Annotated in this window: 28 protein-coding genes; 7 read left to right on the top strand and 21 right to left on the bottom strand. The window is 45.5% G+C overall.

Going from position 1 to position 24830, the window contains the following annotated elements:
* Nucleotides 1-6: 6 nt before the first annotated feature.
* Together sodA and NSQ37_RS18775 are read right to left on the bottom strand one after the other, a co-directional pair.
* Entirely contained in the window at nucleotides 7-612 is a 606-nt protein-coding gene (gene sodA, locus NSQ37_RS18770) for a superoxide dismutase SodA (protein WP_003153025.1), read from the bottom strand.
* Between the two features lie 165 nt (nucleotides 613-777).
* Nucleotides 778-1260: a DUF456 domain-containing protein gene (locus tag NSQ37_RS18775; protein WP_007408301.1), complete on the bottom strand. Its 483-nt coding sequence runs from the start codon at nucleotides 1258-1260 to the stop codon at nucleotides 778-780.
* 158 nt (nucleotides 1261-1418) lie between these two features.
* On the opposite strand from NSQ37_RS18775, the gene NSQ37_RS18780 reads away from it, so the two are divergent.
* The 3 genes from NSQ37_RS18780 to ispG all read left to right on the top strand — a co-directional run bounded on the left by NSQ37_RS18780 (nucleotide 1419) and on the right by ispG (nucleotide 3829).
* Complete coding sequence (locus NSQ37_RS18780) at nucleotides 1419-2183, top strand: DUF1189 domain-containing protein (protein ID WP_014418394.1); 765 nt, start codon at nucleotides 1419-1421, stop codon at nucleotides 2181-2183.
* A gap of 92 nt (nucleotides 2184-2275) precedes the next feature.
* Nucleotides 2276-2578: a LysM peptidoglycan-binding domain-containing protein gene (locus NSQ37_RS18785; protein ID WP_063094746.1), complete on the top strand. Its 303-nt coding sequence runs from the start codon at nucleotides 2276-2278 to the stop codon at nucleotides 2576-2578.
* A gap of 132 nt (nucleotides 2579-2710) precedes the next feature.
* Entirely contained in the window at nucleotides 2711-3829 is a 1119-nt protein-coding gene (gene ispG / locus NSQ37_RS18790) for a flavodoxin-dependent (E)-4-hydroxy-3-methylbut-2-enyl-diphosphate synthase (RefSeq protein WP_169510269.1), read from the top strand.
* A 32-nt stretch (nucleotides 3830-3861) separates the two neighbouring features.
* Here the strand turns inward: ispG and NSQ37_RS18795 are convergent, their stop codons facing one another.
* Nucleotides 3862-4239 (bottom strand): DUF308 domain-containing protein, encoded by a 378-nt coding sequence (locus tag NSQ37_RS18795; RefSeq protein ID WP_087920773.1) that lies wholly within the window; start codon nucleotides 4237-4239, stop codon nucleotides 3862-3864.
* Nucleotides 4240-4372: 133 nt separating this feature from the next.
* Between NSQ37_RS18795 and NSQ37_RS18800 the strand changes: the two genes are divergently transcribed.
* Entirely contained in the window at nucleotides 4373-4954 is a 582-nt protein-coding gene (locus tag NSQ37_RS18800) for a nucleotidase (protein ID WP_025285007.1), read from the top strand.
* A 29-nt stretch (nucleotides 4955-4983) separates the two neighbouring features.
* Here NSQ37_RS18800 and NSQ37_RS18805 read toward each other — a convergent pair whose 3' ends face one another.
* Together NSQ37_RS18805 and NSQ37_RS18810 are read right to left on the bottom strand one after the other, a co-directional pair.
* Nucleotides 4984-5394 carry a Fur family transcriptional regulator gene (locus tag NSQ37_RS18805; RefSeq protein ID WP_003153018.1) on the bottom strand — a complete coding sequence of 137 codons (411 nt, stop codon included), beginning with the start codon at nucleotides 5392-5394 and terminating at the stop codon, nucleotides 4984-4986.
* Between the two features lie 123 nt (nucleotides 5395-5517).
* Entirely contained in the window at nucleotides 5518-6399 is an 882-nt protein-coding gene (locus tag NSQ37_RS18810) for a YitT family protein (protein ID WP_007408296.1), read from the bottom strand.
* A 118-nt stretch (nucleotides 6400-6517) separates the two neighbouring features.
* Between NSQ37_RS18810 and NSQ37_RS18815 the strand changes: the two genes are divergently transcribed.
* Nucleotides 6518-6772, top strand: coding sequence for a DUF2624 domain-containing protein (locus tag NSQ37_RS18815; RefSeq protein WP_003153013.1), 255 nt, complete (start codon nucleotides 6518-6520; stop codon nucleotides 6770-6772).
* Nucleotides 6773-6804: 32 nt separating this feature from the next.
* Here the strand turns inward: NSQ37_RS18815 and NSQ37_RS18820 are convergent, their stop codons facing one another.
* Both NSQ37_RS18820 and NSQ37_RS18825 read right to left on the bottom strand, forming a co-directional pair.
* Nucleotides 6805-7698 carry a deoxyribonuclease IV gene (locus tag NSQ37_RS18820; RefSeq protein WP_012118004.1) on the bottom strand — a complete coding sequence of 298 codons (894 nt, stop codon included), beginning with the start codon at nucleotides 7696-7698 and terminating at the stop codon, nucleotides 6805-6807.
* Nucleotides 7699-7708: 10 nt separating this feature from the next.
* A complete protein-coding gene (locus tag NSQ37_RS18825; RefSeq protein ID WP_063094742.1) occupies nucleotides 7709-9025 on the bottom strand; it encodes a DEAD/DEAH box helicase in 1317 nt (438 codons plus the stop codon).
* Between the two features lie 165 nt (nucleotides 9026-9190).
* Here NSQ37_RS18825 and vrrA point away from each other — a divergent pair, with 165 nt between their 5' ends.
* On the top strand, nucleotides 9191-9886 hold the full coding sequence (gene vrrA, locus NSQ37_RS18830; RefSeq protein ID WP_012118006.1) for a VrrA/YqfQ family protein: 696 nt from the start codon (nucleotides 9191-9193) through the stop codon (nucleotides 9884-9886).
* A gap of 122 nt (nucleotides 9887-10008) precedes the next feature.
* Nucleotides 10009-10953, top strand: a complete 945-nt coding sequence (locus tag NSQ37_RS18835) for a 4-hydroxy-3-methylbut-2-enyl diphosphate reductase (RefSeq protein ID WP_012118007.1) — start codon at nucleotides 10009-10011, stop codon at nucleotides 10951-10953.
* Nucleotides 10954-10973: 20 nt separating this feature from the next.
* Here NSQ37_RS18835 and NSQ37_RS18840 read toward each other — a convergent pair whose 3' ends face one another.
* The 14 genes from NSQ37_RS18840 to NSQ37_RS18905 form a co-directional block, all read right to left on the bottom strand.
* Nucleotides 10974-12095, bottom strand: coding sequence for a Nif3-like dinuclear metal center hexameric protein (locus NSQ37_RS18840; protein ID WP_253612839.1), 1122 nt, complete (start codon nucleotides 12093-12095; stop codon nucleotides 10974-10976).
* Nucleotides 12088-12792 (bottom strand): tRNA (adenine(22)-N(1))-methyltransferase, encoded by a 705-nt coding sequence (locus NSQ37_RS18845; RefSeq protein ID WP_012118009.1) that lies wholly within the window; start codon nucleotides 12790-12792, stop codon nucleotides 12088-12090. Before NSQ37_RS18845 ends, NSQ37_RS18840 begins: the two co-directional genes overlap by 8 nt.
* 125 nt (nucleotides 12793-12917) lie before the next feature.
* Nucleotides 12918-13280 carry a cytochrome c550 gene (cccA, locus tag NSQ37_RS18850; RefSeq protein WP_003152999.1) on the bottom strand — a complete coding sequence of 121 codons (363 nt, stop codon included), beginning with the start codon at nucleotides 13278-13280 and terminating at the stop codon, nucleotides 12918-12920.
* 351 nt (nucleotides 13281-13631) lie between these two features.
* A complete protein-coding gene (gene rpoD / locus NSQ37_RS18855) occupies nucleotides 13632-14753 on the bottom strand; it encodes an RNA polymerase sigma factor RpoD (RefSeq protein ID WP_003152998.1) in 1122 nt (373 codons plus the stop codon).
* Between the two features lie 192 nt (nucleotides 14754-14945).
* On the bottom strand, nucleotides 14946-16757 hold the full coding sequence (gene dnaG, locus NSQ37_RS18860; RefSeq protein ID WP_032870473.1) for a DNA primase: 1812 nt from the start codon (nucleotides 16755-16757) through the stop codon (nucleotides 14946-14948).
* A gap of 21 nt (nucleotides 16758-16778) precedes the next feature.
* Nucleotides 16779-17285: a YaiI/YqxD family protein gene (locus NSQ37_RS18865; RefSeq protein ID WP_007408289.1), complete on the bottom strand. Its 507-nt coding sequence runs from the start codon at nucleotides 17283-17285 to the stop codon at nucleotides 16779-16781.
* A 255-nt stretch (nucleotides 17286-17540) separates the two neighbouring features.
* Nucleotides 17541-18353 (bottom strand): pyruvate, water dikinase regulatory protein, encoded by an 813-nt coding sequence (locus tag NSQ37_RS18870; protein ID WP_003152991.1) that lies wholly within the window; start codon nucleotides 18351-18353, stop codon nucleotides 17541-17543.
* 25 nt (nucleotides 18354-18378) lie between these two features.
* Entirely contained in the window at nucleotides 18379-19017 is a 639-nt protein-coding gene (ccpN, locus tag NSQ37_RS18875; RefSeq protein ID WP_003152989.1) for a transcriptional regulator CcpN, read from the bottom strand.
* Between the two features lie 100 nt (nucleotides 19018-19117).
* On the bottom strand, nucleotides 19118-21157 hold the full coding sequence (glyS, locus tag NSQ37_RS18880) for a glycine--tRNA ligase subunit beta (protein ID WP_253612837.1): 2040 nt from the start codon (nucleotides 21155-21157) through the stop codon (nucleotides 19118-19120).
* Nucleotides 21150-22037 carry a glycine--tRNA ligase subunit alpha gene (glyQ, locus tag NSQ37_RS18885; RefSeq protein WP_003152984.1) on the bottom strand — a complete coding sequence of 296 codons (888 nt, stop codon included), beginning with the start codon at nucleotides 22035-22037 and terminating at the stop codon, nucleotides 21150-21152. The genes glyS and glyQ overlap by 8 nt, the downstream gene beginning before the upstream one ends.
* A gap of 301 nt (nucleotides 22038-22338) precedes the next feature.
* Nucleotides 22339-23106 (bottom strand): DNA repair protein RecO, encoded by a 768-nt coding sequence (recO, locus tag NSQ37_RS18890; RefSeq protein ID WP_007408287.1) that lies wholly within the window; start codon nucleotides 23104-23106, stop codon nucleotides 22339-22341.
* A gap of 36 nt (nucleotides 23107-23142) precedes the next feature.
* The gene (locus NSQ37_RS18895; RefSeq protein ID WP_007408286.1) at nucleotides 23143-23286 is read right to left on the bottom strand and encodes a YqzL family protein; all 144 of its coding nucleotides are present in this window, start codon (nucleotides 23284-23286) and stop codon (nucleotides 23143-23145) included.
* Nucleotides 23287-23441: 155 nt separating this feature from the next.
* A complete protein-coding gene (gene era, locus NSQ37_RS18900; protein ID WP_007408285.1) occupies nucleotides 23442-24347 on the bottom strand; it encodes a GTPase Era in 906 nt (301 codons plus the stop codon).
* The gene (locus tag NSQ37_RS18905) at nucleotides 24328-24738 is read right to left on the bottom strand and encodes a cytidine deaminase (RefSeq protein ID WP_003152976.1); all 411 of its coding nucleotides are present in this window, start codon (nucleotides 24736-24738) and stop codon (nucleotides 24328-24330) included. Before NSQ37_RS18905 ends, era begins: the two co-directional genes overlap by 20 nt.
* Nucleotides 24739-24830 lie beyond the last annotated feature (92 nt).

Genomic DNA, 24830 nt, shown 5'->3' on the forward strand with positions numbered 1-24830 from the left:
ACTCAATTATTTTGCTTCGCTGTAAAGACGGGCAACTTCATCCCAGTTCACAACATTCCAGAAAGCTGAAATGTAATCAGGACGGCGGTTTTGGTAGTTCAGGTAGTACGCGTGCTCCCAAACATCAAGGCCGAGAACAGGTGTTTTACCCTCTGAAAGCGGTGAATCTTGGTTTGGCGTGCTTGTAATTTCAAGTTTGCCGTTGTTTACAACGAGCCAAGCCCAGCCTGAACCGAAACGGCCTGCAGCTGCTGCGGCGAATTTTTCTTTAAATTGATCGAAGCTTCCGAACGTGCTTTTGATCTCTTCAGCAAGCTCACCAGTCGGTTCGCCTCCGCCGTTCGGAGATAAAAGAGTCCAGAATAAAGAGTGGTTTGCATGTCCGCCGCCATTGTTGCGGACTGCCGTGCGGATGTCCTCCGGCACTGCGTTCAAATCAGCAACTAGCTCATCTACAGATTTCTCTGCAAGCGCTGATCCTTCGATCGCTTTGTTGAGGTTTGTCACGTATGTGTTATGGTGCTTCGTATGGTGAATCGTCATCGTTTCCTTATCGATATGAGGTTCTAAAGCATCATAAGCGTAAGGCAATTCTGGAAGTTTGTAAGCCATAATTTTTTCCTCCTTTAAATATATGTACTGAAATGCCGCTTAACGCGAACTTTTCTAATCTCAATGTAACAAAAGAAAGCGTGGTAATCAATGAAAAAGCTCACAATCCGGCGATTCCAGCAGACATATTACACTTTATCCGTTCACGGCCGAAATTAAACCTTTCTAAAGCACCGTCCATAAGAAATATCCGATCATAAAGAGCTGAATGACGCCTTTTGCCGCCACGCTTGTTAAAAAGCCGATTAACGAGCCGAGCCCCACTTTTGCCGCGGACTTGATATCCTTTTGATGAACAAACACCTCAGCGCAGAGAGCACCGATAAACGGGCCTAATATAATGCCCGCCACGGGAATAACGAAGGGCCCGATCAATAGTCCGATCGTGCTTCCCCAGATTGCCGCCCTGCTTCCTCCGTACCTTTTAACGCCAAGTAAATTTGACACATAGTCAGCTGCGAATAAAACGGCCGCAAATACCGCCTCAATGAGCCAAAACAGGTAAGAATAAGGACTGAAGGAAAACAAAAATCCGTAGAGAAGAAAACCGGCCACAATAAAAATAACGCTTGGAATCACCGGATATACAAGCCCGATAAAAGCAATGACGAAGACCGCAATGATCATCAGCCAATACAAAACACTCATGACAAAAACACCCTCCTTTGTTTTGCGGGCGATCACCGCTTCCCGCATTATCTTATTATGTATGATTCCTAATCAACGCTTTAAATACTCTCACTTGTGTTCATCCCCTGTGAACGATACAATAAGCAACATATACCAGTTTAGGCTAGGAAGTGAAGATGTTGAACATATTTACGGCTTTATTGAAAAGTACATACTCTCCGGCAGATATTGCAAAAACACGGTTTCAGGGGATAGGAAAAGCGATCCTTTATGTATTTTTGCTGTCTGTCCTTTTTACGCTGCCAAGCGCTTATTACCTTTGCTCCGGCACCGTAAATTCAATGAACGGTTTCAAAACCGTGTTAAAGAAAGATTTCCCTGATTTCAGCATTTCAAACGGAGAATTGCAGACGAAAGCGTCCGCCTCTAAGGAAACGGAAGCGAACGGGTTCGTCATCGTGTTTGATCCGACAGATGCTTACGGCGCGAAACAAATAGCGGCGAAACAAAATGCGATCGGCATTTTGAAAAATAAAATGGTGCTTGCTGTAGACGGACAGGCGACAGAAATGAATTATTCGCTGATGCCTGCTGATATCACAAAAAAAGAAATCATATCAGCATTAAACCAAAATAAAACAATGATCGTCACCGTCCTGTCCGTTTTGCTGTTCATCATGACAGCAGCCGGAAAATTCATTGAAGTATCATTTCTCGCCGTCATCGGACTGATATTGAAAAATGCGCAAAGAAAGACATTGAATTACCAGCAGCTCTGGAAGCTTTCGGCTTATTCCATTACACTTTCGACCATATTCTTTACGATCATGCGCGCGCTTGTTATTACAGTGCCGAGTGAATTTTTAGTGAATTGGTTTGTAAACTTTATCATCCTTTTCCTCGTCTTAAAAGAGATACCGCCAAGAAAAACAGCTGTGTAACAAAGACTGCCCCCGGCGGTCTTCTTTTTTTGTCATGAACAAAATGGGACAAGCATACAATGAAGTAAAAATGTATGCGGGAGGCGGTTGGAATGAAGCGGCTTACTTTTGTATTCGGCAGTTTATTTGTGATATTCATTATCTTTTACGATCTTAAAATCGGCACGATCCCTTCTCAAGACCTTCCAGCATACGCAGCGGCGGCACAGCCAGCCCGACAGGAAGCTTCATACAGAACGGTTACGGTCAAAAAAGGCGATACGGTGATGTCGATAGTCGGCGCACATAAAGCGCCAGATGATATTGCACAAGATTTTGAAGCGCTGAATCCGAATGTAAAAGCAAATGCCATTCAGGCAGGCACCGCTTATAAATTCCCCGTCTACCGCAATTAAACGTTAATTTCTTGTCAGTTCGGCAAATACACTGTTACAATATAACATGTAAATAGAAGTTGCCTGACATGTAAAAGGCTCAGCCTGCAAAAGCGGTAACTACAATTAAGGAGCGATTGACAAGTGAGTGAAATCACACATCGTACAAAAACGCGTCCCGTCAAAGTGGGACCTTTAACAATAGGCGGAAATAACGAAGTCGTCATTCAGAGTATGACGACGACCAAAACACACGACGTAGAAGCAACAGTTGCGGAAATCAACCGTTTAGCCGAAGCCGGCTGCCAAATTGTCCGGGTGGCATGTCCGGACGAACGCGCCGCTAACGCGATTGCCGACATCAAAAAACAAATTTCCATCCCTCTCGTTGTCGATATTCATTTTGACTACAAGCTTGCATTAAAAGCAATTGAGGGCGGCGCCGACAAAATCAGAATCAACCCGGGTAACATCGGCCGGCGCGAAAAAGTGGAAGCCGTCGTAAAAGCGGCGAAAGAAAAAGGAATTCCGATCCGGATCGGTGTAAACGCGGGATCTTTGGAAAAACGCATTTTAGAAAAATACGGCTATCCGACTGCTGACGGGATGGTTGAGAGTGCGCTTCATCATATCAAAATCCTGGAAGACCTTGACTTTCATGACATCATCGTCAGCATGAAAGCGTCTGACGTCAATCTCGCCATAGAAGCATACGAAAAAGCGTCAAAAGCATTTGATTATCCGCTCCACCTCGGAATTACAGAATCGGGCACACTGTTTGCCGGAACGGTAAAAAGCGCGGCCGGACTCGGAGCGATTTTAAGCAAAGGAATCGGAAACACGCTCCGGATCTCTCTGAGCGCCGACCCGGTTGAAGAAGTAAAAGTAGCCAGAGAACTGCTGAAATCATTCGGTCTTGCTTCAAACGCGGCTACGCTTATTTCATGCCCGACATGCGGACGGATCGAAATTGATCTCATCAGCATCGCAAATGAAGTGGAAGAATACATTTCTAAAGTCAAAGCGCCGATTAAAGTAGCCGTTCTCGGATGTGCCGTTAACGGACCGGGCGAAGCAAGAGAAGCTGATATCGGGATTGCCGGCGCGCGCGGCGAAGGACTTCTTTTCCGCAAAGGCCAAATCGTCCGCAAAGTCCCTGAAGAAACCATGGTCGAAGAGCTGAAAAAAGAAATCGACAAGCTGGCAGAAGAACACTACGCAAAGCTTGAAGCGGAAAAAGCAAAAGCAGAACAAGAAACACAAAAAGCTTGACGGATATTCCGCCAAGCTTTTTTTGCGTTGTGTTAAAAAAACGGTGTAATGAAGATGCCGAGCACAAGGGAAACAATACCGATTCCCATCGCCCATCCGCCTAAAGCGCCTGCTCCTCTTCTTCTGGCGATATAGCCGACGATAATGCCGCATGCCCCTAATAAAACAGGGAGCACAAACAGGGAAATGATAGAAATAGCCAATGCTGCATACCCTATCCCCCGGCCTTCACTTACTCCGTCCCGATTATCATCACGGTCTGCTGCCCGGTCAGAAGCACGATATGGCTCTGAAATTTCGGCCGCTGTTTCTTCTGAATAAACATCACGCGTGATATCGGTTCCTTCCGATCCATGATCCACATAGTAGTCGTTGCCTTTTCGATTTTCGTAATCGTATGCCACCTTCAATTCCCCCTTTTTCTTTTATGAAAGGAGCTTTTTTAGTTTCCGCGTTTTTTACGGATTCATGTTTGCTAAACTTTTCTGGTATTGTTAATTGTTTATGTTACACTTGAAGGGATGAATTTATAGGAGTGTGGACATGTTACGGTTAGGTATAGATATTGACGGCACAGTTACGGCACAGGATACATTTGTCCCTTATTTAAACCGCTCATTTCATCTTTCCATTACCCTGGATGATATGACTGATTATGATCTGACGAAGCTTTTGAACATTACAGACGAGGAATTTTGGGAATGGATGAACGTTCATGAAGCAGCCATATATAAAGAAGCGAAGCTCGCGGAATTTGCCAAGCAGGCACTGGACGGACTGAAAGAAGAGCACCGTCTGATCTACATTACGGCAAGACGCGGCCACTTAGAAGAAGTTACGCTGGACTGGTTTGCAAACCGGGACATTCATTACGATCACATTGAGCTTGTCGGAGGCCATCACAAAGTGGAAGCCGTCAAAAAACACGGCATTGATTTATTTTTCGAAGATCACCACGGCAATGCGACAATGATCGCAAAAGAAGCAGGCATTCCGGTTATCCTGTTTAACTCCCCATATAATCAGCTCCCCATCGATTCCAATATTATCAGGGTGCAGAATTGGCTTGAAGCCGTCGCCTGGATTAATAAAAACAAACATAGCTTTCAGCATGTCAAAAGCTGAAAAAACCTCCTGTATAAGCAGGAGGTTTTTTATCGGCACGCCGGACAGGTGCCGTAAATTTCAAACTTATGGCCGCTGATTTCATACCCTTCCAAATCATCGTGCAGCTTATCCATCGGACAGGACTCAATTTCCTTCGTTTTCCCGCAGGTTAAACAGATAAAATGGTGATGATGATGGGTATAAGAGCATGTAAAACGGAACAGTTTTTCTCCGGAAAGCTCCGTCGTTTCCAAAATGCCGAGTTCTTCATATAACGAAAGATTTCTGTATATGGTATCAAAGCTCAGACCCGGATAGTCGTCATTTAATGCGGCAAGCACGTTTTTGGCGGTCAGATATTTATCAGAATCAGCAAAAAGCTGCAGCATGTCTTCTCGCTTACTCGTATATTTATACCCTTTTTCTTTCAGCAGGTTCAACGCTTCTTGTACGTTCATGAGGACCTCCCCTTTACAACACGGTATCGCTCCAAAAAGAAAATGGCAGCTGTCTGAACAGCAGGCCATTTTCTTATGATGTATCAAATTATACCTATAAAATGATGAAAAGTAAATGAAAGCCTAGTGAATCGCGGTTTTGAACTTACCGCCCCTCGTTTCATGGGTATTCATGATTGTAATAAAGGCGTTTTTATCAATTTCAAACACAATGGATTTCAATTTAGTCACTTCAAGCCTTGTCACGACCGCGTAAATGACTTCTTTGGTTTCATCCGTATATCCGCCTTTTCCCTGAAGCTTGGTGGTTCCCCGTCCAAGCCGGTGCAATATTGCATCTGAGATCTCAGCATATTGCTCTGCAACAATAATGACCGCTTTTGTTTCATCAAGCCCCTGGATGACCGCGTCAATCGTTTTCATGGCAATATAATAAGTCATGAAAGAATACATTGCCTGCTCCGGACCGAACACAAAACCGGCCCAAATGAAAATAAACACATTGATGAGCATAACGAATTCCCCGACTGAAAAGGGCAGCTTTTTCGTGAGAAGGATACCGAGGATTTCAGTACCGTCCATCGAGCCTCCGTTTCGGATGACAAGGCCTACCCCGAAACCGAGCAAAAGCCCCCCGAATACCGTCGCCAAAATAGGCTGGGTCGTAATGGCCTCCACATGGTGCAATGAGGATTCAATCAGCGCTAAACCGACGATTCCGATAACAGTAGAGATGAGAAATGTTTTTCCGATATATTTATATCCGAAAATCATAAATGGAATGTTGAGTAACACAACGAATAAGGCAAAATTGAGGAGGGGATTGGACATAAAGAGGTGGTCTAAAATTAATGAAACACCGATAATGCCTCCGTCGATAAAATTATTAGGGACCAGAAACAATTCAATACTTACGGCGGCTGAACCCGCCCCGATCAGAATCATAATGACCCTGAAGATAAAGTGTAAAAATGATTCTCTTTTATGCTGTTTATTTGGGGTCATAAAATCTCCTTTCCTATAATAACTATTTTAAACAGTAAGCAACTTTATTTTACCATTAAAAGCTGTAACAGTTTAATGATCTGCTCAATACATTATGTCTAAAGAGGTGAAAGTATCGATGATTTTAATACAAAGAATTATTTTGCAGCGGCTCAATCAAGTCACTGCGGACGATCTGCTGAAATATTCCAAGCAATACGGGATCAGCATTACAAGAAGTCAAGCGGCTGAGGTAGCGGCTCTGATGCACGGAAAAAACATCAATATTTTTGATGAACAGGAGCGGCTGCGCCTGCTGAAAAAAGTGGAAACGATAACTTCAAAAGAAACGGCGCGGAAAGTTGACGAACTTTTCAATCAATTCTCAGGGTAAAAAAGGAGGGACACCCGCCCCTCCTTTCTTTCTTATTGAGCTGATATTTTTTCAAGAAGCTCTTTATCAAACTGCTTTTCTTTCAGCATTTCGATTTCAAAACGGTACGGCGGCTTCTTATTTTTCTTGTCTTCGCCTACATACGGTGTTTCGAGGATTTTCGGAATATCGGCAAGCTGCTCGTGATGAACGATGTACTGCAGAGCGTCAAAACCGATCTCTCCGAACCCGATATTTTCATGGCGGTCTTTCCGGGCGCCTTTAATATTTTTACTGTCGTTAACATGAAGGACTTTTATCCGATCGATGCCGACGATTTTATCAAACTCGTTAAGAACACCGTCAAAATCATTAGCGACATCATACCCGGCGTCATGAGTGTGGCAAGTGTCAAAGCAGACGGATAGATGTTCATTATGCGTGACTCCCGCAATGATCTCGGCCAGCTCTTCAAAGCTTCTCCCGCATTCTGATCCTTTGCCCGCCATTGTCTCCAGCGCAATCTGCACGTTTTGCCCTGGAACAATCACTTCGTTTAAACCTTCAATGATTTTTTTGATGCCCGTCTCAGCCCCGGCTCCGACATGCGCCCCTGGATGAAGCACGATCTGTCTCGCGCCGATCGCTGCCGTTCTTTCAATTTCAGAACGCAGAAAATCAACGCCCAGCTCAAATGTTGCCGGATTTGTCGTATTTCCAATGTTAATGATGTACGGCGCATGCACGACAATCTCATCGATGCCGTTTTCCTTCATATGGGCGCGGCCCGCTTCAATATTCAAGTCCTCAATTTTTTTGCGGCGCGTGTTTTGAGGAGCGCCCGTATAGATCATAAATGTGTTCGCCCCGTACGAAACAGCTTCCTTGCTTGCGGCAAGGAGCATATGTTTTCCGCTCATTGAGACGTGTGAACCTATTTTCAGCAACCCGATTCCCCTACTTTCCTTTGTTAGATTTGTTTCTTCTCTGCTTTCTTTTTATCTTTTCCATTTCGTAGCCCATTTTCTTTTTATAACCCGGCTTCACTTTTTTCGGTTTTTTCACGAGGCGCTTCGCCATTTGGTCGGCCTCATTCTCCGATTTTTTGCGTTTTTTGCGGCGGTGGCGGTCATCGCCTTTCTTCCATTCGCCGTTTACAAGCTCCGCATAGTCAAACACAATACCCATCTTTTCGAGTCTTACGAGCGCATCTTCGTCAGAAAGCTCGTAAATGGTCAGTGCTTGGCCTGATGAACCCGCGCGTGCGGTTCTCCCGACGCGGTGAACATAAAAATCCAGATCATCCGGAAGCTCGTAGTTGATGACGTGGCTTACGCCTTTAATGTCAATTCCTCTAGCCGCAAGGTCTGTCGCAATGACATAAGTGAACTCCAGATCATTAATCTGCTTCATTACCTTTTTGCGCTCACGCGGCGTTAATCCCCCGTGCAGAAGACCGACCCTCATTCCTTTTTCAGTCAGGTATTTCGCAATATGGTCAGCCGTGTTTTTCGTATTTGCAAACACAATGCCCAGATAAGGATTCAGATGAGACATCATATCAAAAAGCAGTTTGTCTTTATCACGCTGTTTAGAAGGAACCAACACATGTTCAATCTTTTCGGCTGTGATTCTTTTCGGCTCAACATGCGCGTACTTCGGATTTTCCATATACTTTTTCAAAAACGGCTTCAGCTTTTCCGGAATCGTAGCTGAGAACACAAGCATCTGCAGTTCTTCCGGCATACGCGATCCGATATAATCAACGTCTTCTAAAAAGCCCATATCAAGCATCAGATCAGCTTCGTCAATGACGAGAGACTGCGCTTTATAGACGTTCAATGCCTGCGCCTTAATCAGATCCGCGATCCGGCCCGGCGTTCCGACGACCAGATGCGGCTGTGTTTTCAGCTTATCAATTGATTTTTGCTTGTCCGTCCCGCCGATGAAGCATTTTGTCCGGATCGGCTCGTCTTCCGCACCCTGTGTGATTTTGAGCGCTTCCTGATGAATCTGATTGGCAAGCTCTCTCGTCGGCGCCGTGATAACGGCCTGTACCGTATCAGAACCCGGATCAATCCGATTCAAAATTGGCAATAAATAGGCGTGGGTTTTCCCCGTCCCCGTCTGGGACTGCCCGATCACGCTTTCGTTTTTCAGTACGGCAGGTATCAGACGCTTTTGAATATCTGTCGGTTCATAAAAACCAAGGCGGTGAACTGCATCTATAATAAACGGTTTTAAGTTGTATCCATCAAATTTAGTTTCTTTCATTTTTCCCAGCTCCTTAAAGCGGCACATTCTGTGTCCATCATCACATTATAACCGATTTTACTTAAAAACACCATGTCTTGGGGGAATCCTGTTTTCGAGACAGAAAAGCAAATGCCCCCTCCGATGCATATTGTAATAGCAGAGAGACAGAAAGGAGGTACAAGTATGTTTCCACAGCAGCCGATGAGAAATATGGCGCAGCAGGGACGGCCGTTTATGAATCCGCGTATGATGATGGGAGGAAGACCGTCATTGCCGGGACGGCAGCTAATGCAGCAGGGACGGCAGCTTTTCCCTCAGCAGCAGATTGCCGGAGCGGGCCTGAGAAACGCAGGCACGGGCGGCGGAGGGGGCTTAAAAGGGATGCTTTCCCGTTTTTTACCCGGTTCAGGAGGAGGAAGCGCTGCCGCGTCGGCACCGGCGGCGGCCAGCGGAGGAGCAGGTGCAGGACTGCAGGGAATACAGAACCTGGCAAGTCCGGCATCCCTGTCGAGCATGCTCGGCAACGTTCAGAAGGTGCTCGGCGTGGCGCAGCAGGTTACGCCGATGATCCAGCAGTACGGTCCTTTAGTACGGAGTCTGCCCGCCATGATGAAGCTTTACAGCCAATTAAGCAGCAGTGATGACGAGAATGAATCTGACGAGACGAAAGAAACAGACGAACAGGACAAAAAGGATGAAGCTGAAAAAACAGATGAAACAGAAGATGAAAACAAATCAGACGCCTCATCCAAAACATCAAAGAAGACGTCTGAAAAAGCATCCGCTTCAAAAGAAAAAGACGCCGCACAGGCAGACTCAGCGGAACAGCCGCGTCCAAAAAGAACATCGGGCAGATCAAAGCCGAAATTATATATTTAACATTCTTTGATATCTCACGAAAGATTAGCTATAATGAGATCAGAAGAATGCAAGATTTGAGCCGTTTAACTACGGCTTTTTATATTGCCTCTACACTCACTTTTGATAGGAGGACATCTACATTGGACGTTATCAAAATATCGCCGCGCGGCTACTGTTACGGCGTTGTTGATGCCATGGTCATAGCCAAAAACGCGTCACTCGATAAAACACTGCCAAGACCTATATATATACTCGGAATGATTGTTCATAATAAGCATGTCACAGATGCGTTTGAGGAAGACGGCATTTACACGCTTGACGGCACAAACCGTCTGGAGATTTTAAAGCAGGTGGAAAAAGGAACCGTTATTTTCACGGCTCACGGGGTATCTCCGGAAGTAAGAAAAGCCGCTGAGGAAAAAGGGCTTGTTACGATTGACGCCACATGCCCGGACGTCACGAAAACACATGACTTAATCCGAAAAGTAAAAGCTGAAGGTTATCACGTCATATACATCGGTAAAAAAGGCCACCCCGAGCCTGAAGGAGCCGTCGGCGTCGCTCCTGAAATCGTTCATCTCGTTGAAACAGAGGAAGACGTGAGAAATCTCGATATTCAGGCTGAGAAATTAATCGTTACAAACCAAACGACAATGTCCCAGTGGGACGTCCACGATATTATGGAATCAGTCAAAGAAAAGTACCCGTACGTGGAATACCATCAGGAAATCTGCCTGGCCACACAGGTTCGTCAAGAAGCTGTATCAGAGCAGGCAAAAAAAGCGGACTTAACCATTGTTGTCGGTGATCCGAAAAGCAATAACTCCAACAGACTGGCGCAAGTGTCAGAAGAAATCGCCGGAACAAAAGCCTACCGAATCGGAGACATCAGTGAACTGAAGCTCGAATGGCTGAAAGACGTCAATACCGTCGCCGTTACCGCAGGCGCATCAACACCGACACCGATTACAAAGGAAGTCATCCGCTTTTTAGAGCAGTTTGACCACAACGATGAATCGACATGGCAGCTTGAACACAGTGTGCCGCTTAAAAAAATCCTTCCGAAAGTAAAAATAAAAAACTGAGGCCCGGGGCCTCAGTTTTTTTATAAGAAAGTAAATGGGTTTGTATCTGTTTCGGAAGCGAAAATGCGGACGTCATAGTTTTTCTCTCCGGCCATTGCCGTAAGCTTCTCAGCAGTGCCTTTTCTCATGATCTTTTCAGCATAATGCCCCGGGTCCACGACGTTTAATCCCATCATCATCGCATCATGCGCTACATGGAAATAAAGATCGCCTGTCACGTAAACATCTGCACCCTTCCGCTTTGCCTGATAAATATATTTATTTCCGTCACCGCCAAGAACCGCGACTTTTTTCACCTTGCTGTTTCGCTCTCCGACCATCCGGACTCCGTTAACGTCAAACTTTTCTTTCACAAACAGCGCAAACTCTTCAAGCGTCATGTCTTGCTGAAGTTTTCCGATGCGGCCGAGCCCTTTTTTAAGCGGAGACTGCTCCACCGGATAAATATCATATGCCACCTCTTCATACGGATGGCTTTTTTTCAGCGCTTTTACGACGGTTTTCTCCATACTTGCCGGAAAAACGGTCTCAAGTCTCACTTCATGGACGAGCTCCAGTTCTCCCGTCTGTCCGATAAACGGTTCTGCCCCGTCCAGCGGCTTAAAGCTGCCGATTCCCTCAGAGGAGAACGCGCAATGGCTGTAATTGCCGATATGTCCCGCTCCGGCGTTGCCAAGTGCAGTTCTTACAGCTTCTTCATAGTCTTTCGGAACATATACAGCAAGCTTTTTCAGCGGGTCCGAATATGTCGGGACAAGCACTTCTGTGTCTGTCAGGCCGAGAGCTTCGGCAAGCAGATCATTCACACCGCCGTCCGCCACATCAAGATTCGTATGAGCCGCATATACGGCAATATCATGCTTTATACATTTCTCAATCAGTCTTCCGCCAGGCTGATCAGTGGTGATCTGTTTAAGCGGCCGAAAAATCGGCGGATGGTGGGCGATAATTAAGTCAACTTTTTTCTCAATGGCTTCATCTACCGTTTGTTCCAGAACATCCAGTGTCACCATGACATTTTTCACCGGCTTATTCAATGTACCGATCTGCAGGCCGATTTTATCTCCTTCCACCGCAAAAGCCTTCGGTGAAAATTGTTCAAACAGCTGGATGATTTCCTGTCCGTTCACATGTTTAGGCATGTCCGATTACCTCCTTCAGCAGAGAAATCCGCTCTTTCAATTCAGCTAATTTTTCATGATTTTCATGCTTTGCGCTGCGGCTGATCTGTTCATAAATTTGTTCAGTATGCTTAAGTTCCTGGCTCCATTTCCGAAGAAACACTTCATTCCTCTCTTTTAATAAAAACGGACCCGCAAGCATTCCGGCAGCCATCGGCACGTCCCGATACGGCGCATCACGGTCGCCAGTTTCCGCAACGAGGATTTCATAACACTTTCCGTCTTCTTCGAGAATCACTTCATCAATCAGTTCATAACCTTCCTGATACAGCCACTCTCTTATATGAACGGCATGAATATTCGGCTGCAGAATCAGCCGTTCACGCCCCGTCAATTTCGTTTTTCCGGACTCCAAAATATGAGCGATCAGCGCTCCGCCCATGCCAGCGATTGTAATGGCGCCGGCTTCTCCTTTTTCAAGGACGCTCAGCCCGTCACCTTTCCTTACGGAGATAAGAGTGCTTAAGTCCAGTTTTTCCACCTGCTGTTTGGCGGATAGAAACGGTCCGTCTGTAATTTCACCAGCGATTGCCCGGCTTGCCAAATGATTCAAAACGGCATAGCAAGGAAGATACGCGTGGTCCGACCCGATATCAGCAACCAGGGCACCCGGAGGGATATATTCCGCCACAGACTGCAATCTCTTAGATAACTTCATTTCATTCACAATATCACAACTTTTCTCAGGTTCTTTTTCCTTTACTATCATATAAAAAAACCGCCCGGAATCCAAGCGGCGGATAGAGTTTTTCATATGTCTTTTATATAGGGACCGGTAAAGCTTTATTTAATGTCAGAAACCCATTTTGCCATGTCATCCAGCTTTTCGGCCGGCACAAGGCCTGCGGGCATCCCGTTGCCGCCTTTTTCAATTTTTGTTTTAATCTCAGCGACATCTTTTCTTTTGCCGACGCCTTTTAAGTTCGGCCCTGACACACCTTCATAGTTTTCCCCGTGACAGGTGATGCAGTTCGCTTTATAAATCTCTTCAGGTGAAGCGTTTGCAGTTTCCTTCTCGGCATTTTTGCTTTCACCGCCGCTTGCGATCTGATGCGCATCTCCATTGCCTTTTACAGCTAAAAAGAAAGTCAGCCCTATTCCCAGCACTGCAATGAGCAAAAAAGGAATCAGCGGATTCCACTTCATATCTCCATCCCCCTTTTTCATTCTCCCCCTATGTAAACACTTCTAATTCTAACTTATTTTTACAAAAAGTAAATGGTCTTGCTCAGCAATTTCATTGATTTCACAATTTATACAAAAAGCAAAAATAACTGTTTTGTTTATCACAAAATTATCTTTATTCTATTGTATAATGAATTGTATACGCTTACAATAAAGAATATAAATAAACTTATCTCATTTTCCCCCTTTCAGGACATGCCGCATTTTTTCCAAACTCATTTGCAAAACATATGCTTATCCAGTAAAATAAAGGTATATTATCCATATATCTTTATACATAAAAAAGAACGGATCAAAAAGACCCGTTCCATTCTATTCGAGAAAATCCTTCAGACGTTTGCTTCTGCTCGGATGTCTCAATTTGCGAAGCGCTTTTGCTTCAATTTGGCGAATACGCTCTCTCGTTACTCCAAACACTTTGCCTACTTCTTCCAAAGTTCTTGTGCGTCCGTCATCCAGACCGAAACGGAGACGCAGCACGTTTTCTTCACGATCTGTCAACGTATCCAGCACATCTTCCAGCTGTTCTTTTAAAAGCTCATATGCCGCATGATCCGACGGAGATGTCGCTTCCTGGTCTTCGATGAAATCACCGAGATGTGAGTCGTCCTCTTCACCGATCGGCGTTTCTAAAGAAACAGGCTCTTGAGCAATTTTTAATATTTCACGGACTTTTTCAGGTGTAAGATCCATGTCTTCAGCAATCTCTTCCGGTGTCGGCTCTCTGCCAAGATCCTGAAGAAGCTGACGCTGCACCCGGATTAATTTGTTGATGGTTTCCACCATGTGAACCGGGATACGGATTGTTCTCGCCTGGTCAGCGATGGCGCGTGTAATCGCCTGTCTGATCCACCAAGTCGCATACGTACTGAATTTATATCCTTTACGGTAGTCAAACTTCTCGACGGCTTTCATGAGACCCATGTTTCCTTCTTGGATCAAGTCTAAGAAAAGCATGCCGCGGCCGACATACCGTTTAGCAATGCTGACAACTAAACGAAGGTTTGCTTCAGCCAGTCTGCGTTTAGATTCCTCGTCACCCTCTTCAATTTTTTGAGCGTAGGTGATTTCTTCTTTAGCAGAAAGAAGATTTACCCGTCCGATTTCCTTAAGGTACATGCGGACTGGATCATTGATCTTTACGCCAGGCGGTACGCTGAGGTCATTAAGGTCAAATTCTTCTTCGGCTTTGGCAAGCTGTTGAATATTAGGATCTTCCGTTTCTTCATTTTCACTAATTAATTCAACACCTTGTTCTCCTAAAAATTCATAATACTCATCCATTTGGTCTGATTCAATTTCAAAGCTGGACATGCGTTCAGCAATTTCTTCATATGTTAAAACGCCACGTTTTTTTCCAGTTTCAGTAAGCTGCTCTTTTACCTGGTCTAATGTAAGTTCTGTTTCTGTTTCGTGGGTTTGTTTATCAGCCATTATGGATCCCTCCTTCCAAAGCTTGCAACGAATTCTAAAAGCGGTATGTTTCTTATCCGACCCGGAAGCCTTCTCTCTTTTTCAGCATGCAGGGCTGCGGATAATAAATGACAATTCATGATGAGGTTAAGCGATCTATTTGCTCCTCCGCAAGGAATCATTGCCAATCAGAACGCAAGCCTCTTTTTGGTGTTACTTTAATGATCGGTTCAATGCAACAATTTCTTGAGCCAGAGACGCAGCTTTCACGAAGTCTTTCTGCCTCTCCGCATCCGCTCTTTCTGCTTCTTTTTCCTTTATCATTGACCATTTTCGGTGATCCAACACTTTTTTTACGTAATCGGATAACTCGGCCTCTGAGAGCTCCTCGTTTACTTGGAGCATCCCTATATCTGAAAGCAGCTGGCTGATTTCCTCATCCTGCATTCTCGCCATAAGATGCTGCGGCGTCATGTCAGCGCCCTCTTCATAAACAGCGTACAGGTATGCTGCCAGCGCACGATGTCCGTCAATGTTAAATTCAAAGCCGACACGCTCTATCACTTTCTTTATGACGTTTCGGTCTCTCAGCATATGAGCGAGCAGAAGTCTTTCCGCGTTCTCATAGGCGGGACGGAGACGGCGCCGTTTCGCTTTTGTCGTCACCCGGGCCCGCCTTGTCTGCGGTTCGGCGTTTTTGTCGCCGGGGGCGTTTTGTCTGGCGTAGATGGAAAGCTGTTCCGTCAAAGATTCTACCGAAAGAGAAAATTCTGAGGCGAGCTGCTTCACATACATTTCCTGCTCAAGCGACCCGGAAAGAGCGCTGATTTCTTTCAGCACTTCTTTCATGTAAGCGAGCCGGTCTCCTTCGTCAGATAAGTTTTTCCCTTTGCGGAAATACTGCATTTTAAAAGCCATGACCGTAACGCTTGCATCAATGATATCGGTCCGGAATTTTTCTCCGCCCCGGGTTCTGATATAATCATCAGGATCAAGTCCGTCAGGCAGCATGCTTACTCTTACCTTACAATCGGCTTTCTGGAGCAGGCCGGCCGCTTTCAGCGTAGCTTCGTACCCGGCTTTATCCGAATCGTAGCAGAGAATGACCTCCTGAACATTTCTCCTGAGGATTTTCACATGTTCTTCGGTGAGCGACGTCCCCATTGTGGCGATACTTTCTTTTACGCCTGAGCTGACGGCGGATATGACGTCAGCGAAGCCTTCAAACAGAACGGCTCTCTCCTCTTTCCTGATCGGCAGGCGCGCCTTATGAAAGTTATACAGCAGCTTAGATTTATGAAACAGCGGCGTTTCCGGGCTGTTCATATATTTCGGCTGCTGGCTTCCGAGCGCCCTTCCTGAAAAAGCCGCCACGGCTCCGTGGTGATCATGAATTGGAAACATAATTCTGTTTCTGAAACGGTCAAAATACCCGCTGCCGTCTTCCCTTCTGATCAGCAGACCCGCTTTTTCCATCAGTTCTTCCTCAAAACCGCGCTTTTTCAAGAATTTCGTCATGAAATCCCAGGAATCCAGCGCGTAGCCGATTTCAAACTCATCTATGAGCTCTTTCGTAAAACCCCTTGATAAAAGGTAATCTAACGCTTCCTGGCCTTCCTTTGTATTTATTAGCAAATGATGGTAAAATTTCTTCAGAAGCTCGTGAGCTTCCCCCATCTTCTGCTCTCCGGAAGATTCCGGCCTGGATGCAGAGTGAATCGTTATATCATCAGGGAAATCAATCTGATATTTATCCGCAAGGTGAGAAACAGCTTCCGTAAATGAATAGCCTTCCATCTGCCGTAAGAAAGAGAAAACGTTCCCGCCCGCACCGCATCCGAAGCAATGAAAGATCTGCTTATCGCTGGAGACGGAAAACGAGGGCGTGTTTTCCCCGTGAAACGGACAGAGCCCAAAGTAGTTGCGGCCTTGCTTTTTCAATTGGACATAATCACCTATGACTTCAACAATGTCTGCTGACTGCTGCACCTGATTAACTACTTCATCTGGTATGCGGTTTCCCATCTTATAACACTCCGTCGTACATTATTCGATGTTTTGATTTGAAATCCCTTCATCATTCGACAGGATTTTTTTAAGCAGGGTAACAAATCGATTCCGATCTTCTTTATTTAATTTTTTAGGTCCTTTGGAATGAATGCCGCTTCTTCTCATTTTGCCTGACATATGACGGCTCATCAGAGCGAAGTCAATCGTGTCTTCAGTATAAGAACGGCCCCTTTCCGATAAGACGGCAATATTTCTGTTCAGCAAAAGAGAGGCTAAACCGATATCCTGCGTGACTACGACGTCTCCCGATCTCACATGGTTTGCGATATATAAGTCTGCCGCTTCTTTATGAGGATCAACGTATACCCAGTTCTCGTCTTTGCTTCTGGAAAGCTGGTAGTGTTCAAATGATGCGACGAAAATAACCCGAACGCTGTATTGCGATGCAATGAGCATTATTTCCTCTTTTACGGGGCATGCGTCTGCATCGACAAAAATCGTCTTTTCTTTTTCATTTAGAAGACTAATTCTCCATCCCTCCATCAATCTCCTGCATAAAAACAAGCGAAATCGCATATGCTCCATGACTGCGGATCTATTTTGAGCTTTGTCGAAAAATTTCCGGGAGTTATTCTTGACATCTTACCCATAATAGTTTATTCGTATCACACGAAGCTTAAACCTAAAAATAAACATTTTATCACAATTTTTTATTATAATACAAACTTCGCAAAGATGCCATCCTTTTTGTTTATTCCCTATTTGCATACCCAAAAACCCAGGATAAAGCGTCCTGAGTTATCGGCCCTTTGTTTTGAGATGATGAATGATGTTCGCTGTTTCCTCGACCGCTTTATTCGAAACGTCAACGACTTGGCAGCCGATCCGGTCCACGATTTTCTCAAAATACTCCAGCTCTTCTTTAATTCTGTTGATATTGGCGTAAATGGCTTTGTCATTTAAGCCGAGAGATTTTAACCGTTCTTTTCGTATATGGTTCAGTTTATCAGGGCTGATTTTTAAGCCGATGCATTTTTTCGGATCAACGCTGAACAGTTCTTCCGGCGGATCGACCTCAGGAACGATCGGCACATTGGCCACTTTCAGACGCTTATGGGCAAGATATTGTGATAATGGGGTTTTAGACGTTCTGGATACTCCGAGCAGGATGATATCGGCTTTTAAAATGCCTCTTGGATCTCTGCCATCGTCATATTTGACGGCAAACTCGATCGCCTCGACCTTTTTGAAATAATCTTCATCAAGCTGGCGGACGCGGCCCGGTTCATATTTAGCGGTCAGACCGTAAGCCGATTCCATTTTATCGATGAGCGGACCGATAATATCGTAATACAGCACATTCGCTTTTTCCGCTTGTTCAACCAGGTATTTGCGCATTTCAGGAACAACGAGCGTAAAACAAATAATGCCGCCGTCCGCTTTGGCGAGAGACACGACTTCATTAATGGTGCCGATATCTTCCACATAAGGTATTCTTCTGATATGCGTATCATCGGCTGAGCCGTTAAACTGGCTGAGCGAGGCTTTTACAACGAGTTCGGCGGTTTCTCCGACTGAGTCTGATACTACATAAATGATGCGATTGTCCATGTTATCCCCCCGTTAGTTTTCAAGCTTATATGATTTCATTTTCTGATAAACTGACAAGTATCTTAGTCATATTCGTTTTGGTAAACCGGCCGATGACCTCAAAGCCTTTATCCGTATCTTTAATAACGGGCAGGGCATCGATCTGTTTTTCAATTAAATACTTGGCGATGTCCATCACATAATCGTCACGCCGGCAGACGGCGATATTCGGCATTCTTGTCATGATAATATGAACCGGTATTGAGGCAAGTTCCTGCTGGCCGATGCTCGCCCGCAGCAAATCTTTGCGTGACAGCACACCGACTAAGACAGCATCACGATCTACGACAAATAACGTGCCGACATCTTCTAAAAACATGGTGCAGATGGCATCGTATACCGAGACATTCTCATTGATGACAACAGGGATCGATTGAAAATCTTTCACTTGCAGCTTTTTCAGTTTATCCGCAAGCAGCTGATTTCCCGTTTTCCCCGTATAAAAATAACCGACCCGCGGACGGGCCTCTAAGAAGCCTGACATGGTGAGTATGGCCAAGTCCGGCCGCAGCGTGGCCCTCGTTAAATTGAGCTGTTCTGCGATATGCTCTCCGGTAATCGGGCCGTTTTCCTTTACAATCTGTAAAATTTGTTCTTGCCGTTTATTTAATTCGATCGTACTCACCACCTTTATGGAAGGGTTTCTTTATCTATGTTTTCATTCTGTGATGTTTATGTAAAAGGGGAAAAGACGATTGCCGATCACACAGCAACCGTCTTTTTCTTTATTTTACAATAAGATGATTCATATTAGCAAAAGACTTGATTACATCTGCAAGAGCGGTCATTTGCGCTAAACGGTTGGTTTTTAATGCTTCATCGTCCGCATTTACCATCGTGTGATTAAAGTAGTCTTCAATCGGCTCCTTTAATCCGCTGAGCACGGCAAGCGCCTGTTCATAGTTTTTGGAGGCAAAGCTTTCCGCGACACTGTCTTTTGTTTTTTGATAAGCGTCAAACAGCTTTTTCTCCTGTTCATTTTCAAACAGATCCGGATTGATATCGCGGCTCTCGCCTTTTTTGCTGATGGAGATGACCCGGCCGAGTGATTCAGCCGTTTCTTTAAATCCGGGTGTGCCGAGGTGCTTCTCAAGCACTCTTGCTTTATGAACGGCTGCATACGGCTCAAGCTCTGTGCTGTCCAGAACGGCTTCGATAACGTCATGACGGATGTCTTCAGCGTTTAAGACGTATTTCAGACGCTGTGTAAAGAAATCGAGGAGCTCATTTTCTTTTTCCGTTTCTGTCAATGACAGCAGCTCTTTAAAAGAAATGCCCCAGTTGCGGTCGATCAGAATGGAAACGATGCCGCTTGCCTGACGGCGCAATCCGTACGGGTCCTGAGAACCTGTCGGAATCACGTCAATGCTGAAGAAGGAAGCAATCGTGTCCAGTTTATCAGCTAACGCTACAACCGCGCCGGTGAAGGTTGAAGGCACTTCTCCCCCGGCCGCTCTCGGCATATAGTGCTCATTGACAGCGGCAGCGACGGCATCATCTTCACCGAGCATGCGCGCATATTTTTCTCCCATTACGCCCTGAAGCTCAGGGAACTCATAGATCATATGTGTAACCAGGTCAAATTTAGAAATCTCTGCGGCGCGCTTCACAAGGTTTTGCGTCTGTTCATCCGCTTTCAGGCGGACGGCAAGTTTGCCCGCAATGGCGGCCGCTCTTCTTACTTTATCTCCAAGGGAGCCGAGCTCTTCATGGAAAACGATATTTTCCAGTTTCTTCACGTTTTCATCAATGTTCAGCTTTTGGTCTTCTTTGTAGAAGAACGCAGCATCTGAAAGCCTTGCTCTCAGCACTTTCTCGTTTCCGCGGGCAACATTTTCAATTGCATGGCTGTTCCCGTTTCTTACCGTAATAAAATGAGGCAGCAGATTCCCGTTTTCATCTTTTACCGGGAAGTAGCGCTGATGCTCTTTCATTGTTGTTACAAGTACTTCTTCAGGGATAGAAAGAAACTCGGATTCAAAAGATCCGTAAAGCGCCGTCGGGTATTCCACCAGATGGTTGACTTCGTTCAGCAAGTCCTCATCGATCGGAATGTTCCATTTCTTCTCGGCCGCAAGCGCGTCCAGCTGGCTTTGGATCATTTGTTTGCGTTCTTTCGGGTCAGCAATGACGCTTTGTTCTTTCAGCAGCTTTTCGTATGATGACGGTGCATCAACAGATACTTCTTGGCCGAGAAAGCGGTGTCCCTGCGTGTTCCGGCCCGTCTCGACATTTGTGATTTCAAACGGAATGACGTCTTTCCCAAAGAGAGCGATAATCCATTTGATCGGACGGATATAGCGCAGATCCTGCGTGCCCCAGCGCATGTTTTTCGGAAAATGCATTCCGGCAATCAAATTTTCCAGCTGCGGTAAAAGTGTCTTCGCCTCTTGTCCCGCCTGGAATTTTTGAACGAAGACATATTCCGTGCCGTTTACATCTTTTATATACAGATCATCCACTCCGGCGCCTTGGCCTTTTGAAAATCCGATAGCGGCTTTTGTCCAGTTTCCGTCAGCATCCAGAGCGATTTTTTTCGCAGGGCCTTTTGCTTCTTCCTGAATATCAGCCTGTTTTTCTGCTACGTCTTTTATATATACTGCCAGACGTCTCGGCGTATTAAAAAGTTTCACTTCGCCATGGGCGATATTTTTTTCAGCCAGCCAGCCGGTCAGCTTTTCACCGAGCTGCACCATGCTGTCATGTAAAAACCGCGCCGGCATTTCCTCGAGTCCGATCTCTAAAAGCAAGTCTTGTTTACTCATGGGAAGAGCCCTCCTCTTTAAGCATTGGGAACCCTAATTTTTCCCGTTCTTCATAATACGTTTTTGCCACTTTTCTCGCTAAGTTGCGGACACGGCCGATATAACCCGTCCGCTCCGTCACCGAGATCGCGCCTTTTGCATCGAGCAGATTAAATGTGTGAGAGCATTTCAGCACATAATCATAGGCCGGATGCACGAGCCCGTTATCCATTTGTCTGATCGCTTCTTTTTCATAGGTGCTGAACAAATGGAAAAGCATATCCACGTCAGATGTTTCAAAAGTATAAACGGAATGCTCATATTCAGCCATCATAAATAAATCTTTCACAGTAAATCCTGACGTCCATTCAAGATCAAAGACGTTTTCTTTATCCTGAATATATGACGCGAGACGTTCAATACCATACGTGATCTCAACGGATACCGGTTTACATTCAATTCCGCCCACCTGCTGGAAGTATGTAAACTGAGTAATTTCCATCCCGTCAAGCCATACTTCCCAGCCGAGACCTGCACAGCCTAAAGACGGGTTTTCCCAGTTGTCTTCTACGAAACGGATATCATGTTCAAGCGGGTCAATGCCGAGCGCACGCAATGAATCAAGGTAAAGCTCTTGAATGTTATCAGGCGACGGCTTGATAATGACTTGGAATTGGTGATGCTGATAGAGCCTGTTCGGGTTTTCACCGTACCGTCCGTCCGCAGGCCGTCTGGACGGCTCAACGTAAGCCACTCTCCACGGTTCCGGCCCGATGCTTCGTAAAAATGTATACGGGCTCATTGTGCCTGCGCCTTTCTCCACATCATACGACTGCATGAGCACACAGCCTTCATTCGACCAGTGCTTCTGCAAGGTTAAAATCATATCTTGAATGTTCATTTCAAGCACCTCCACTTTCTCCATTCTTTTACAAGTGCGGCGGCAACCAAAAAACTCCCGTCTCTATGCTTGCCGGCCGCAAACATAGGGACGAGAGTTCTCCCGCGGTTCCACCCTAGTTGCTGAGGATGTGAATCACTCAGCCTCTTTTTAAAGGGTTGCTCGAGAATGCCTTTCGTTGCGCGCTCATCCTTAGCTTACACTGCCCTAAGGTCGCTTGTATGAGTTGGACGCAAGTACTTCTTTCTGTCACTGCAACATATTTTATAATAAATGATCATATAAAAAGATGGGCAGAATGTCAACTTTTGTTTTCATCCAAAAGGTTCTTCATGCTTTCCATCTGATCTAAAAACCGTTTTGACTTTAAATAAAGTCCTGAATATTCCTCGTAATACAGATCAATGACCCGTTTAATTTCGTTTTTGGTTTCCTGTTTTAACGAGACGCTGCCGAGCCTTCCGATATCAAAGTAATAAAAAAGCCTTAGCAGCCTTGCCGTTTGCGGCGAAATCGGAACTCTGTACGGATCCTTTTCAAAGCAGCGGTGGCAGATAAACCCGTTATCTCTTATCGAAAAATGAAACGTCCCTTCCCCGCTTTTGCAGTGGACACAATGATTCAGCTCCGGATACAGCCCCATGACGCCGAGCATTTTCATCTGCACGATGAAGGTGATCACGTCCGGGTCAGTCCCGTCATTCAGCCTCTTAAAGGATTCGAGAATCAATTCGAATAAATAGGGGTTCGGTTTCTTCTCTTCCGTTCCTTTGTCAGTGAGTTCAGCGATAAAAGCGGCATACGCCGTCAAAAATAAATCTTCTCTGATCGTTCTCATGCTGAGAATCATTTCACCCTGCTGGAGCGTGCCGAGTCCTGATGTTCTTTGCATTAAAAATGACCCGTACAAAAACGGCTGGCTGACTGCTGACAGCCGGCTGGCTGACTTCCTGGCGCCCCTTGCCATGACGCCGATTTTGCCGTGTTCCCTCGTCAGCAATGTCACGATTTTATTCGTCTCCCCGTAGTCATTCGTACGGAGCACGATTCCTTCACATTTAGTCAGCATTTCCGCACCTTCCAACAATGGGAGGGGCCAAGAGGTTTACAAAATTGGAAAATCAATTCGGGCTAGCTCATCTTCCGGTTCTTCGGGTCTTTCCAGGTTCTCTTTTTCCAGTTCTTTAAAAAGAAGGTACGTATCAACACTTCCTGTTTGAGAAAATACGTTCCAGGTAAAATTCAACACAAAAAACCCACCTTTCATCATTAAACTAGCTTGCAAATCCAAATTCTTACCCTTATCTTGACCTGATGTCCTCCTTTTCATGTTAAACAAATTTTGCTAACGAATCCCTGCTTCTGTGAGGTAATCTCACACCTCAGGCATGCGCCTTAGATGAATTAATATTCATCCTCTTTGAAGCCGAAATCACGCAGCTGAGACATTTTATTCCGCCAGTCCTTCTGCACCTTCACCCATAATTCCAGATAAACGCGTGAGCCCAAAAGAGCTTCAATATCAGCCCGCGCTCTTTTGCCGACTTCTTTCAGAAGCGCTCCTTTTTTGCCGATGACGATGCCTTTTTGAGAATCCCGCTCGACCACAATGGTGGCAGCGACATGGACGGAGCCGTTTTCCTGCCCTTTAATGGACTCGATAGCGACAGCGATGCTGTGCGGCACTTCTTCCCTTGTCAGATGGAGCACCTTTTCTCTGATCAGTTCAGAAATAATGAACCGCTCGGGGTGGTCAGTCACCTGATCGCTCGGATAGAACTGAGGCCCTTCCGGTAAATACGCTTCAATCTGCGCGAGAAGGGTTTCGACGTTGTTCCCTTCCAAAGCTGAGATCGGCACGATTTCTTTAAACGGATAGCGCGTACGGTACTCATCAATTAAAAGAAGCAGCTGGTCAGGGTGGATCTTATCAATTTTGTTTACGATCAGAAAGACCGGTGTAGACGTCTGTCCGAGCTTTTCAATGATAAACTCGTCTCCTTTTCCGTACCCTTCTTCGGCGTTAATCATAAATAACACCAAGTCAACTTCTTTCAGCGTATTCTGCGCCACTTTCATCATAAAGTCGCCAAGCTTGTGCTTTGGTTTGTGAATGCCCGGTGTATCAATAAAAATGGTCTGCGACGTGCCGGTTGTCAGCACCCCTTGGACTTTATTTCTTGTCGTCTGGGGTTTGTCGCTCATGATGGCGATCTTTTGACCGATGACCCTGTTTAAAAAGGTAGACTTTCCTACATTCGGCCTTCCGATGATAGATACAAATCCTGATTTAAAGCTTTCGTTCGTCATGTAAATCCTCCGATGAAAATGCGCCCGGTAATAATTCTTCCGCAGTCATTTCTTTTATTTGTCCTTGTAAGTTGGTCAGAATAACAAGCATATCCTTTGAGCACAGCTCGGAAATTACTTGTCTGCAGGCTCCGCACGGCGAAACCGGTCCCGGAGTATCCGCAGCCACGGCGAGCATCGCAAATTCCGTATCCCCCTCGGAAACAGCTTTGAATATCGCCGTGCGTTCAGCACAGTTGCACATGCTGTATGCCGCATTTTCAATGTTGCAGCCTCTGTACACTTTTCCGTCTTTGGTAAGAAGAGCGGCTCCCACTCTGAAATTTGAATACGGCACATACGCTGTGTCCCGCGCTTTTAATGCTTCTGCAATCAATTCTTGTCTGTTCATGTGTACTTAATTCCTCTCTTACCTTTATCCTGTATGATACCGCTGTCACTTTTATTTTACATAATTATGATTGGTTTTTCACGCCCATTTTT

This window comes from Bacillus sp. FSL P4-0334 (genome assembly GCF_038004825.1).
GTDB classification, from domain to species: Bacteria; Bacillota; Bacilli; order Bacillales; family Bacillaceae; genus Bacillus; species Bacillus velezensis.